Source organism: Bacillus sp. 9.4 (genome assembly GCF_055486415.1).
Map to the genome: position 1 here is coordinate 249,543 of NZ_JBVFMU010000002.1, position 13,775 is coordinate 263,317.

The 13,775-nt window shown below is 42.1% G+C and carries 10 protein-coding genes; all 10 read right to left on the reverse strand.

The window, feature by feature from the left end; all coding sequences use genetic code 11:
• Positions 1-145: 145 nt before the first annotated feature.
• Entirely contained in the window at positions 146-4,459 is a 4,314-nt protein-coding gene (locus ACZ07B_RS07800) for a PolC-type DNA polymerase III (RefSeq protein WP_124059856.1), read from the reverse strand.
• A gap of 108 nt (positions 4,460-4,567) precedes the next feature.
• A complete protein-coding gene (proS, locus tag ACZ07B_RS07805; RefSeq protein WP_217019622.1) occupies positions 4,568-6,262 on the reverse strand; it encodes a proline--tRNA ligase in 1,695 nt (564 codons plus the stop codon).
• A 32-nt stretch (positions 6,263-6,294) separates the two neighbouring features.
• Positions 6,295-7,563 (reverse strand): RIP metalloprotease RseP, encoded by a 1,269-nt coding sequence (rseP, locus tag ACZ07B_RS07810; protein WP_464877085.1) that lies wholly within the window; start codon positions 7,561-7,563, stop codon positions 6,295-6,297.
• A 6-nt stretch (positions 7,564-7,569) separates the two neighbouring features.
• Entirely contained in the window at positions 7,570-8,721 is a 1,152-nt protein-coding gene (gene dxr / locus ACZ07B_RS07815) for a 1-deoxy-D-xylulose-5-phosphate reductoisomerase (protein ID WP_003245155.1), read from the reverse strand.
• Between the two features lie 61 nt (positions 8,722-8,782).
• A complete protein-coding gene (gene cdsA, locus ACZ07B_RS07820) occupies positions 8,783-9,592 on the reverse strand; it encodes a phosphatidate cytidylyltransferase (RefSeq protein WP_464877086.1) in 810 nt (269 codons plus the stop codon).
• Positions 9,593-9,595: 3 nt separating this feature from the next.
• Positions 9,596-10,378 (reverse strand): isoprenyl transferase, encoded by a 783-nt coding sequence (locus tag ACZ07B_RS07825; protein WP_003231925.1) that lies wholly within the window; start codon positions 10,376-10,378, stop codon positions 9,596-9,598.
• Positions 10,379-10,508: 130 nt separating this feature from the next.
• On the reverse strand, positions 10,509-11,066 hold the full coding sequence (gene frr / locus ACZ07B_RS07830; RefSeq protein WP_003231927.1) for a ribosome recycling factor: 558 nt from the start codon (positions 11,064-11,066) through the stop codon (positions 10,509-10,511).
• A gap of 1 nt (position 11,067) precedes the next feature.
• Positions 11,068-11,790, reverse strand: coding sequence for a UMP kinase (gene pyrH / locus ACZ07B_RS07835; RefSeq protein ID WP_003220923.1), 723 nt, complete (start codon positions 11,788-11,790; stop codon positions 11,068-11,070).
• Between the two features lie 145 nt (positions 11,791-11,935).
• Complete coding sequence (gene tsf / locus ACZ07B_RS07840) at positions 11,936-12,817, reverse strand: translation elongation factor Ts (protein WP_003231929.1); 882 nt, start codon at positions 12,815-12,817, stop codon at positions 11,936-11,938.
• Between the two features lie 101 nt (positions 12,818-12,918).
• Positions 12,919-13,659, reverse strand: coding sequence for a 30S ribosomal protein S2 (gene rpsB / locus ACZ07B_RS07845; protein WP_003220918.1), 741 nt, complete (start codon positions 13,657-13,659; stop codon positions 12,919-12,921).
• Positions 13,660-13,775 lie beyond the last annotated feature (116 nt).

Genomic DNA, 13,775 nt, shown 5'->3' on the forward strand with positions numbered 1-13,775 from the left:
TATACCATAACCATATTTTTATTGCAAATGGATATACGCTTACCTTCATACCTAAGCAAGTGACAGAAACTCTAATATTACGATGGCACTTTTTGCGCTTATGTATGCATAGAAGCAGAATTTCTGAGAAATTCTGCTTTCCATATTAGAACAGTGACAATTGGTTTTGATCAGGCAGTGATTCCAGACAGCCATGGCGATCTAAGTACTCTAAAATCGTTTTTGATACTTTCCCTCTCTTTTGCAAATCTTCTTTTGAGAGGAATTCGCCTTCTTCGCGAGCTTTTACAATGTTCAAAGCAGCGTTCGTCCCTAACCCTGGAATAGAGTTAAACGGCGGAATAAGACTGTTGCCGTCAATAATAAACTCTGTAGCGCTGGAGCGATATAAATCGACTTTTTGGAATGAATAGCCTCTCTCACACATCTCAAGCGCTAATTCTAAAACAGTCAGAAGGTTCTTTTCCTTCGGTGAAGCATCAAGTCCTTTAGCGTTTATATCCTCCATTACCGCTCTGATTGCTGTAGAGCCCTTGATCATTGTATCAATATCAAAGTCATCTGCACGAACGGTAAAATAAGCCGCATAATACAAAAGAGCATGATGCACTTTAAAGTAAGCAATGCGGACTGCCATTAAGACATATGCCGCGGCGTGGGCTTTCGGGAACATGTATTTAATCTTTTTACAGGAATCAATATACCAGTCTGGGACATTGTTATTTTTCATTTCTTCTTCCCATTCAGGCGTTAATCCTTTTCCTTTACGCACGAATTCCATGATTTTAAAGGCAAGGGACGGTTCAAGGCCTTGATAGATTAAATAAACCATAATGTCATCACGGCAGCCGATAACCTCACTCAGCTCACAAATATTATTGTGGATGAGCTCCTGTGCATTGCCAAGCCATACATCAGTTCCGTGAGACAAGCCTGAAATCTGAACGAGCTCAGAAAAAGTGGTCGGCTTTGTATCTTCAAGCATCTGCCGGACAAATCGGGTTCCGAATTCAGGAATTCCAAGAGTGCCCGTTTTACAGCCAATCTGTTCTTCAGTCACACCGAGTGATTCGGTTCCCTGGAAGATCTTCATCACTTCAGGATCATCCGTCGGAATTGTTTTCGGATCTATTCCGCTTAAGTCTTGAAGCATCCGAATAACAGTCGGGTCATCGTGTCCGAGAATATCAAGTTTTAACAGGTTGTCATGGATGGAGTGGAAATCAAAATGAGTCGTTTTCCACTCTGAACCTGTGGCATCTGCCGGGAACTGGATCGGTGAAAAATCATAAATATCCATATAATCCGGAACTACGATAATACCGCCAGGGTGTTGTCCAGTTGTACGTTTTACACCTGTGCATCCCTGTACGAGCCGATCTATTTCGGCACCGCGCATATGAAGATTGTTGTCTCCGGCATAGCCTTTTACATAACCGTAGGCTGTTTTTTCTGCCACCGTGCCTATTGTTCCCGCACGATATACATTGTCTTCTCCGAACAATACTTTTGTGTAATTGTGTGCTTGCGGCTGATATTCCCCTGAGAAGTTCAAATCGATATCAGGTACTTTGTCCCCTTTAAATCCTAAGAACGTTTCAAATGGAATATCATGGCCGTCTTTTTTCAAAGGCGTTCCGCAATGAGGACATGTCTTGTCAGGCAGGTCAAAACCAGAACCGACAGAACCGTCATTAAAGAACTCAGAATGCTGACACTCAGGACAAACATAGTGCGGCGGCAGCGGATTTACCTCAGTAATCTCAGTAAGTGTCGCAACTAATGAAGATCCTACGGAACCACGGGAACCAACGAGATACCCGTCATCTAGTGAACGTTTTACAAGTTTGTGAGAGATCAAGTAAATAACAGCAAATCCGTGGCCAATAATACTCTTTAACTCTTTTTCAATCCGCGCTTCGACAATTTCAGGCAGCTCTTCCCCGTAAATGCTTCTTGCACGCTGATAGCTCATTTCTCTGATCTCTTCATCAGCGCCTTCGATTTTCGGCGTATATAAATCATCTTTAATCGGCTTGATGTCATCAACTAAAGAAGCAACCTTTTGGGTATTGGTGACTACGATCTCCTTCGCTTTTTCTTCACCTAAGAAAGAAAAAGCTTCAAGCATTTCGTCTGTCGTTCTGAAATGCACTTTCGGCAGTTCATGCCTATTCAGCGGATTTGCCCCGCCTTGTGAGGATATTAAAATCTTTCTGTAGATTTTATCCTCATCATTCAAGTAATGAACATTTCCCGTAGCAACAACCGGTTTATTAAGCTTTTCCCCCAGCTTCGTGATATTCGCAATAATTTCTTTCAGCGCTTTTTCATCACGGACCAGTTCAAGCTCCAGCAAGTGACGATACACTTCAGGCGGCTGAACCTCAAGGTAATCATAGAATGACGCGATATCTTCCACCTCTTCAGGCGATTTTTGCATCATTCCCTCAAAAACCTCTCCCCTGTCACAGGCAGAACCGATCAGCAGCCCTTCCCTGTATTTCTCAAGCTGAGATCTCGGAATACGCGGCACTCTGTAAAAATAATGAATATGAGAAAGTGACACAAGCTTAAATAAATTTTTAAGTCCCGTGCTGTTCACGGCAAGTAATGTTGCATGATACGGTCTTGATCTTTGATAAGCATTGGACTGACCCATATTTTCATTCAACTCATCATGGTACTGAATGCCTTTTTCAGCTGCGTCTTTCAGCATTTTCAGAAGCAAATAAGCGGTTGCCTCAGTATCATAGATCGCACGGTGATGCTGTGTGAGTTCGATATCAAACTTTTTACAAAGTGTGTTCAACCGGTGGTTCTTAAATTCCGGATAGAGAAAACGTCCAAGTTCAAGCGTATCAATGACTGGGTTTTTAGCTTTTTCGACTTCAAGAAGCTTTTTATAGGCTACATTTAAGAATCCCATATCAAAGCTTGCATTATGAGCGACAAGAATATCATCGCCAATCCATTCTCTGAAATCTCTTATTACATCTACGACATCCGGAGCGTCTTGTAGCATATCATCTGTGATCCCTGTCAGCTCTATGATTGTGGCGGAAAGCGGACGATGCGGGTTCGCAAACGCCTCAAATTTATCAATAATTTCTCCGCCTTTTACTTTTACTGCAGCCAGCTCAATAATGGTATCGTATACAGCAGACAATCCTGTCGTCTCAACGTCAAAAACAACATATGTTTCTTCTTCGAGCAGACGATGTGCGGCATTATAAGCAATTGGCACGCCATCATCCACGAGATTCGCTTCCATCCCGTAAATCATTTTAATTCCATGCTTTTTGGCCGCAGAATACGCATCAGGGAAGGATTGAACGACAGCATGGTCGGTCAAAGCGATGGCCTCATGCCCCCATTTTTTCGCTTGTTCGACAAGCTTTCCGATACCCGTAACAGCATCCATTTGGCTCATTGGGGAATGAAGATGCAATTCCACTCTTTTTTCTCCTTCAGGTGCTGAATCTTCACGGGTTTTTGCTTTTATTTCGTTTACGTCATTTGCGATCATGACAAGGTCTCTGACAAATGTATCATTTTGAATGCTTCCGCGTGCTTTTACCCACATTCCTTTTTTCAGAGACTTCATCAGTGCCGCATCTTCTTTTTCACGTGCAAACATTTTGATCAAAATACTATTTGTATAGTCTGTAATTTTGAAGATACACAGCGTGCGCCCGCTCTTCAGCTCGCGCGTCTCCACATCAAACACATAACCTTGGACCGTAATTCTCCGTTCTTCGTCCATGATGCTGTCAAGTGTCCGGATTTCCTCGTTATCTTTAATTTGATAACCGATAACAAGAGGACCAGATGGTGCTTGGTCTTCATCACTTTCTTTATCTTTCTTCTCCATTTCAATCAAGGCCTGCATAGCACGCTCTTGGTCTTCCGCAAGCTTTTGCTCCCGAAACTTTTGAACTTCCTGCTCGGATACAAATATTTCAGCATCAAGCTGAAGATCCGGAAAGCCAAATTGACGGTAGCCTGCTTGTATCATGGAACTGTATTTGTTCTTTAAAGCAGCCGCTTCTGTATCGGTTTTGGTTTTGACAATCAGTTTATTGCCCTTCAGCTTCGGTTTTTGCTGGTTTAAAAGATTGATAATCGGCGGCGAAATGCCCTGCAGTTCTTCAATGCAGCGTGACCAGTAGTCTTGAATGATACTTTCACTGACCTCGGCATCCTGAACTTCAATTGAAGATGTTACTTTTGCTATGTGGGCGAACGATTGCGTCAGCCTCGTTGTTAATGTGTCATATATTTGAAAAGGCAGCAAAGATTTAAATTGAAAATGAAAATGCCAAGACTTAGAAGCTTTGTGAATTGTCAGCTTTTTAATCTCGCCATGTTCAAAGTATGTCATGAAGGTATCATCTGTCATATTAATCTGCTGCAGAAGAATTTGAAACTGCCTTCTGTTTACTGATAACTGTTCCATTAAGACAGTATCCCTCCCTAAAAACATCATAAGTGAAGGTACCTCAGGCAATGAGGTACCTTCTATTATTTCTATTTTAACATGTTTTTTGATAAATCGTTATGGTGATTACTGCTTGCTGATAAACGCAGATAATTCGTCTACTGAGATCTCAGTTGACTCACCAGTTTGACGAATTTTCACTTCGACGATTCCTTCGTCAGCCCGTTTTCCGACAGTGATACGGATTGGAAGGCCGATTAGATCTGAATCAGCGAATTTTACGCCGGCACGCTCAGCACGGTCATCATAGAGCACTTCATAGCCTTCCGCTTTTAAATCGGCATACAGCTTTTCAGCAAGCTCTCTTTGCCCATCGTTTTTCATGTTCAATGCAAGAATATGAAGATCGTACGGCGCAACGCTTTTTGGCCATATTAATCCTTTTTCGTCGTGATGCTGTTCAGCAATAGCAGAAAGCGTTCTTGACACACCGATTCCGTAACAGCCCATCAGCATTGGTTGCGCGCGTCCGTTTTCATCTAAATATGTCGCATTCATCGCTTCTGAATAGCGTGTTCCGAGCTTAAAGACTTGTCCGACTTCGATTCCCTCAGCAAAACGGATCGTTCCCTTGCCGTCTGGTGAAGGATCACCTTCTTTAATAAAACGAAGATCAGCAAATTCTTTAATTTGCGCGTCACGATTCACATTGACATTTTTATAATGATAATCTCCTTCATTTGCCCCGGCAACAGCATTAACCATTGCTTTCACAGCTTGATCAGCATATACTTCCACATCCTTATGAATACCGACAGGGCCTACAAAGCCTGGCTCTGTTCCGAGCTGCTGAATGACCTCTTCATGTGTGGCAAGCTCTACAACTTCTGCATGAAGCAAGTTTTTCACTTTAATATCGTTAACTTCATGATCTCCTCTTACAAGCACTAAGACAAAACGGTCATCAGCTTTAAACAATACTGACTTAATGCACGCTTCAGCCGAAACCTGCAAGAACGCAGTCAGTTCTTCGATTGTTTTCACGTTAGGCGTATGAACCTTCTCTAGAGCTTTAGGCTCTTCATCTGAAGGAACTTCCTGGTAAAGAACTTCAGCCATCTCGATATTAGCCGCGTACTGTGATTCATCAGAATACGCAATCGTATCCTCTCCGATCGCAGAAAGTGCCATAAATTCGTGCGTATCCTTTCCTCCCATTGCGCCTGAATCAGCGATAACAGGTCTTACATTAATGCCGCAGCGGGCAAAAATATTAGAATAGGCTTCGTACATTTTTTGATACGTTTCATCCAGGCTCTCTGCAGATGCATGGAAAGAGTACGCATCCTTCATAATAAATTCGCGGCCTCTTAACAAACCGAAGCGAGGACGTTTTTCATCTCTGAACTTAGACTGAATTTGATAAAGAGTCAGAGGGAGACGCTTATAAGATTTAACCTCATCGCGAACAAGCGAAGTGATAACCTCTTCATGCGTTGCCCCTAAAGCAAATTCACGGCCATGACGGTCTTTTAGCCTCATCAGTTCGGGACCATACGTATACCATCTGCCTGATTCCTGCCATGTCTCTGCCTGCTGCAATGCGGGCATGAGCATTTCTACGGCATCAATTTTCTCCATTTCCTCTCGAACAATCTGCTGAATGTTTTGAATCACCTTATACGCAAGAGGCATATAGCTGTATACCCCGCTCGTATTCTGTCTGATAAATCCTGCTCTCAGAAGAAGCTGATGACTTTTTGCTTCGGCATCAGCTGGAACTTCACGGAGCGTAGGAATAAGCGTCAAGCTTTGTCTCATTTCTTCGCACCTCTGATTGATTTACTTTTCGTTTACAAAAACAGCCGCTGGATATCGTTCCATGTGACAACCAGCATAAGAAGCATTAAGAAAGCTACTCCGATAAACACAACAAATGCTTCTTTTTCCCTGTTAATCGGTTTGCCCCGAATCGCTTCAATAAATAGAAACAACAGTCTTCCTCCGTCAAGTGCCGGAATCGGAAGCAGGTTGACAATCCCAAGGTTAATGCTTAAAAACGCCGCAAACTGAAATAAGTTCACTATCCCTGTTTTCGCCACTTGGTCTGTCATGTCATATATGCCGACAGGACCTGACAGCATATCGAGTTTAAATTGGCCTGTTACTAATTTGCTCAGATTGGTTAAAATGGCTTTGGTGACATCAACTGTTGATGTCGCGCCGTAAGCAACCGCTGAGAGTACGCCTTTTTCAGTCGGCGCATAGGAACCGAAACGTCCGATTGTTTTTTTGTTCTCATCTTTAACAGCTTCCGGAGTCACCGAAATATGAAGCGTTTTGTTATCTCTTTTTACTGCAACGTCCATTTCTTTCTCCGGGTTTTCTTTTACAGCGGAGACAATGTCAGTCCAAGACCTCATTTTCTCTCCGTTAATGCTTTGGATATAATCCCCTTCTTTTAGCCCTGCTTCAGCCGCCCGTCCATTGTCTGTCAGCTGCCCGAGCATAGGTTCATTTGACGGTACGCCTTGAATCAGCCCAAGCATCACTAAAATGATGTAAGCTAAAATAAAGTTCATAATCGGCCCTGCAGCAATTGCTTTAATCCGCTGCCACACAGGTTTGGAACCAAATTGGCGATTATACGGCGCAATCTGCACTTCTTCTCCGTCTACAATAAAAAAGGATGTTTCGCTGACAGTAAAGCTGGAAAGTTCGTCCTCTTTCCCCTGTTCATAACCGGTGATCTTCATGTCATGCTCTAGATCCGCTGTTTCCACTTCAACGACTAAAGCATCCGGATATTTTTCCTTTTGATTGATGATGACTTTCTCAACTTGATCTTCTTTATTAAAGAGAAGCCCGACCGTGTATCCGGGTTTCACCTCAATCATTTCCGGATCTTCGCCGGCCATACGAACAAACCCGCCGACCGGAAGCAGCCTGATCGTATAAACTGTTTCATTTTTTTTGAAAGAAAAAATCTTTGGACCGAAGCCGATCGCAAATTCACGGCAGAGAATTCCCGCTCTTTGGGCTAGCAATAAATGGCCCAGTTCATGGAAGAAAACGAGCGTTCCGAAAATAATGATAAACGCTATAACTGTATTCACGAACATACCACCTTATGTGAGTATTGAATTGACGTATCCCCGGGTATCTTTGTCCACTTCTTGAATGTCCGCCAGGCTCGGTTTTTTCAGTAATTGATGGCGGGTTAGTGCCTTTTCGATACAGTCTTCAATAGCCAAAAACGGTATCTTGCCAGCTAAAAAGGCAGCGACAGCTACTTCATTTGCCGCATTTAGCACTGTCGGCATTGTTCCTCCTATTTTACCTGATTCAAAAGCAAATTGTAAGCATCGGAACCTGTCAAAATCAGCTTTCTCAAAATGAAGGCTGCCGATTTCCCATAATTCAAGCCTTTTCGCATCTGGTAATGGCAATCGGTCAGGATAAGTGAGCGCATATTGAATGGGGACTCTCATATCCGGAGTTCCGAGCTGTGCGATCACACTTTTATCATGGAACTCAACCATTGAATGGATGATGCTCTCCTTATGTAAAACCACATCAATTTGTTCATAAGGTATATCGAAAAGCCAGTGTGCCTCGATCACCTCTAATCCCTTATTCATCATTGTAGCCGAATCAATTGTAATTTTTGCACCCATTGACCAGTTTGGATGTTTTAATGCATCTTCAACTGTTACTGATTCGAGCTCCTCCCGCGTCTTGTCCCGAAAACTTCCGCCGGATGCCGTAATGATGAGGCGTTCAATGTTTTTAGCCTGTTCGCCTTGAAGAGCTTGAAAAATGGCTGAATGCTCACTGTCAACAGGCAGCAGCGGAACATCATATTTCTTAGCATGTTCTTTTACTATATGCCCTGCAGTGACAAGAGTTTCCTTATTTGCAAGCGCAATTGTTTTTTTCTGTTCAATTGCCTTTAACGTCGGGATAAGGCCGACGCTTCCAAGCAAAGCGTTGACAACAATGTCAACCTCCTCCATCACTGCTGCTTCTATCAGCCCTTCTTCTCCCAGCCCGATTTGGCATTCAAAAGAAAAAGACATTTGTTTTAATTTATGATATGTATCCAGATCACCGACAGAGACAAACTTCGGCTGAAAGACCTCAATCATTGGAACGGCCTTATCAATATTTCTGCCAAACGACATAGATACCAGCTGAAATTGATCTTGATGTGCACGCAGTACATCAAGAGTCTGTTCGCCGATTGATCCTGTTGCTCCTAAAAGACAAATATTTTTCAAAGTTGCCACTACTCCTATTCTTATTGCTGCATGATCAGTCTCATATTCATATTAGACTTTTTTATGAAAAAAGGGCAAGCAGAAAGTACAAGAAAGGCATGACAAACAAGAAACTGTCAAAACGGTCTAATATACCGCCATGCCCGGGAAGAATATTCCCAGAATCCTTTACATCGTAATGTCTTTTCAACGCGGATTCCACTAAATCTCCCAGTTGTCCAAAAACAGACAAAAACAGCGTGATCAACAGCAGATAAATATACGGGATCGGAAGTTGTGCAACAAGCTGAAAAATCGTCGCCAATACAAGTGCGATGACAATTCCGCCTGCAAACCCTTCCACTGTTTTATTCGGACTGATTTCAGGCCACAGTTTCCGCTTCCCGAGCGATTTACCGACAAAATAGGCACCGGAATCAGTGGACCAAATGACAACACACGCATAAAAAATGTATGTTAATCCGTATTGGTCAAGATTTCTGATTTCGATAAAATAATGAAAACACATTCCGAGGTAAATTGCTGCAAGCGTAATAAACCCGACTTCATCAAAAGTAAAGGTGTTCTTGACCAACACTGTGTAAGTCAGCAATAGCAGTACCGCAAATAAAGCGATTTCCATTTTGGAAATTCCGTCCGCTTCAAAAAACGAATACTGGCTTGGCAATAAGAACATCCACAATAATAAAAGACCGATCAAACCCGGCAGTGAAACCAGCTTCAGCTTTTTCATCCGTAAAAGTTCAAAAAGCGCCACACTGCCCATAGCATAAATTAATATGGTGAACGGCAATTCCCCGACAATAACCAAAAATAAAAATACAATTGCTGCCAGAACACCTGTCAAAATTCTTTGTTTCATGTCCACCATCCTCTAAATTCCGCCAAACCTCCGGCCTCTCTGCTGAAACTCTCCTAACGCCTGCAAGAAGTGATCTTCTTTAAAGTCAGGCCACAAGACGTCAGTAAAGACAAATTCACTGTAGGCAACCTGCCATAGCATAAAATTACTCAGCCTTATCTCGCCGCTCGTTCGAATTAAAAGTTCAGGATCCTGCAAAGATTCAGTCATCAAATAAGTAGAAAAAAGCGATTCATCAATGTCTTCAATATTCAAAGAGCCTTCCTTCACTTTTTCCGCGAGTGATTTTGCAGCACTGACAATTTCAGTACGGCCTCCATAGTTAAGAGCAAAATTAAGGATCATTCCGTCGTTTTGCGCCGTGTCCTGTACAGCTTTTTCAATCGCACGTAATGTGTGCGCCGGCAAAGCCGTTTCATCCCCAATGATCCGAACCTGTACATTTTCCTCAACAAGCTCTGGAAGATACGTATTCAAAAATTCTTCCGGAAGCTTCATTAAAAAATCGACTTCCATTTTCGGTCTTTTCCAGTTTTCTGTTGAAAATGCATACAATGTCAGTACTTTGACACCTAATTCGTTTGCGAGCTTCGTGGTCCTTTTTACCACCTTCATCCCTTCATGGTGGCCTGCAATTCTGGGAAGAGAGCGTTTTTTAGCCCAACGGCCATTTCCATCCATGATAATGGCGATGTGTTCGGGAATTTCTCCCTTAAGTATGTCTTCTTTTGTATAACGTTCTAAGTTGGAAGCCGCAGTTTGCTGATTCTTCCAATTTTTGAGTATGTTGAGCATGAGATTCCTCCGTCACCCAAAAAGGTTACATTCCCTGCTGATAATCAATGTAATCAACAGTATTAACAAAAAAACCCCCTGTAAACATGAGAGGGTCTTTTCACTATTATCTATTGTACATAGTTTTTCATTAAACTTCCATGATTTCTTTTTCTTTGTCTTTTGTGACACTGTCAATTTTTGACACATATTCATCTGTCAGTTTTTGAACGTCTTCAGTGGAAGCACGCAGTTCATCCTCAGTAATGTCTCCGTTTTTCTCAAGTTTTTTGAGATCATCGTTAGCATCACGGCGAACGTTACGAACAGCTACTTTTGCTTCTTCAGCATATTTTTTTACAACTTTCACTAATTCTTTCCGTCTCTCTTCTGTTAGTGCCGGAATTGCAATTCGAATCATATTGCCGTCACTTGTTGGTGTAAGACCTAAATCAGCTTTTAAAATCGCTTTTTCGATATCGCCGATTGCTGTTTTGTCGTATGGTGTGATAACGAGCATACGAGCTTCAGGCACGTTAATAGAAGACAACTGATTTAAAGGTGTCTGCGCTCCGTAATATTCAACCGTTACTTTATCTAATAATGATGGATTTGCACGCCCTGCGCGTACAGTAGCCAATTCGCGCTGATAAGCAGCAATTGCTTTTTCCATTTTTTCTTTTGTTTGAGTTAATACTTCTTTTGACACGTTATTTCCCCCTCACGATCGTTCCGATTGATTCACCGATAACGGCACGTTTGATATTTCCTTCTTCCATAATAGAAAAGACGATAAGCGGAATGTCATTGTCCATGCATAAAGAGGAAGCTGTTGAATCCATGACTTCCAGGCCGTCTTTAAGAACGTCAAGATAAGAAAGTGATTCATACTTAACAGCTGATTCATCTTTTCTAGGATCAGCATTATACACACCGTCAACGTTATTTTTAGCCATTAAAATAACGTCTGCCTCAATTTCAGCAGCCCGCAGTGCAGCTGTCGTATCAGTTGAGAAATATGGGTTTCCTGTGCCCGCAGCGAAAATAACGACACGTTTTTTCTCTAAGTGGCGTATCGCTTTTCTTCTTATGTACGGTTCAGCAACTTGTCTCATTTCAATGGATGTTTGCACTCTGGACTGGATTCCGAGTGTTTCCAAGCTGTCTTGAAGAGCAAGCGAATTCATTACTGTCGCCAGCATTCCCATATAGTCAGCAGTCGCGCGGTCCATGCCCAGGTCACTTCCTGTTTTTCCGCGCCATAAGTTGCCGCCGCCTACTACAACAGCCACTTCGACTTCAAGCTCAGCGATTTCCTTCACTTGCTTTGCAATGGATTGAATGACAGTCGGGTTAATTCCATTTCCCTGTTCTCCTGCCAATGCTTCCCCGCTAAGCTTTAATACGATACGTTTGTATTTTGGTTTTTCCATGATAACCTCCAAGTGTAAACATTGCCGTTTTCTATTATGCAAGAGAAAAAAAGGTTTGTAAATATAGTTTTAAAAATAGGGAACACAAAATGTGTCCCCTATACTGCCTGAAAAGACGCGACTTAGCCGCGAAATCTTTTCACCATTATTTTTTCACTTGGTTCATTACTTCTTCAGCAAAGTTTTCTTGACGTTTTTCGATGCCTTCTCCAACTTCATAGCGGACAAAAGTTTGAACAGTAGCGTTTTTCGCTGCAATAACTTGTTTCACTTTTTCATCTGGGTTTTTAACGAACGCTTGGTCTAATAGACAAATTTCTTCGAAGAATTTGTTCAGACGGCCTTCAACCATTTTCGCTACGATGTTTTCAGGTTTGCCTTCTTGGAGGGCTTGCTGAGTTAAGATTTGACGCTCATGATTTGTTTCTTCTTCAGATACTTGATCACGAGAAATGTAACGAGGGTTAACTGCAGCAACGTGCATTGCGATATCTTTCGCAGTTTCTTCATCAGTTGTACCGTTGAGAACAGTTAATACACCAATGCGGCCGCCCATGTGAAGGTACGCACCGAATGCAGAGCTGTCGTCTTTTGTAAGAACTGTAAAGCGACGAAGAGTGATTTTCTCACCGATTTTAGCAACTGCGCTTGTGATGTACTCTTCAACAGTTGAGCCATTTTCCATTTTTTGACCCATTGCTTCTTCAACATCTGCTGGCGTGTTTGCAAGAAGGTGGTCAGCTAAAGTGTTAAGAAGCTCTTTGAAGCCTTCGTTTTTCGCAACGAAATCAGTTTCAGAGTTTACTTCTAGGATAACGCCTTTGTTGCCGTCAGTTTTAATAAGAGTAGAACCTTCTGCTGCGATACGGTCAGCTTTTTTCGCTGCTTTTGCAATCCCTTTTTCTCTTAAAAGGTCAATTGCTTTGTCCATATCTCCGTCAGTTTCAGTTAACGCTTTTTTACAATCCATCATGCCCGCGCCAGTTTTTTCACGCAGTTCTTTTACTTGCTGTGCAGTAATTGCCATTTGTATTCCTCCTTATATGTTTAAACAAGAGTATGTATATTACACATTTTTCTTGAAAAAAGGTGATAAAAGGCAGTCCCTCTTATCACCTTTTGAATAGGTTACGCAGTTGTTGTTTCTGTTTCTGGTGCAGTTTCTTCAGCAACTTCCGCTTCTTCTTCGCCTTGCTTCGCTTCTAAGATTGCATCTGCCATTTTAGAAGTTAGAAGTTTAACAGCGCGGATAGCGTCATCGTTCGCTGGGATAACAACATCGATTTCATCTGGATCACAGTTAGTATCTACGATACCGATGATAGGGATGTTTAATTTGCGAGCTTCCGCAACAGCGATGCGCTCTTTGCGAGGATCGATGATGAATAATGCATCAGGAAGATCCTTCATATCTTTAATTCCGCCTAGGAATTTTTCAAGACGCTCTAATTCTTTTTTCAATTGAACGACTTCTTTTTTAGGAAGTACATCAAACGTACCGTTTTCTTGCATTTTTTCAATGTCTTTAAGACGTTTAATACGTTTTTGGATTGTTTCGAAGTTTGTTAATGTACCGCCCAACCAGCGTTGGTTGACATAGTACATGCCAGAGCGTTGAGCTTCTTCTTTAACAGAATCTTGAGCTTGTTTTTTTGTTCCGACGAAAAGGATTTTTCCGCCTTCAGCAGCAAGATTTTTAGTGAAGTTGTAAGCTTCCTCTACTTTTTTGACTGTTTTTTGAAGGTCAATGATGTAGATTCCGTTACGCTCCGTGAAAATGTAACGCTTCATTTTTGGGTTCCAGCGGCGTGTTTGGTGACCGAAGTGAACACCAGCTTCAAGCAATTGCTTCATAGAAATGACTGACATGTTATTTCCTCCTAATATAATGGTTTTTTTCCTCCGCTTAGGTCATTTTTGTGCAGAACTGCCGCCTGCAGCACCCTCTGCATAAATCGTTAAGCGTGTGTATTTAACACCAAGAC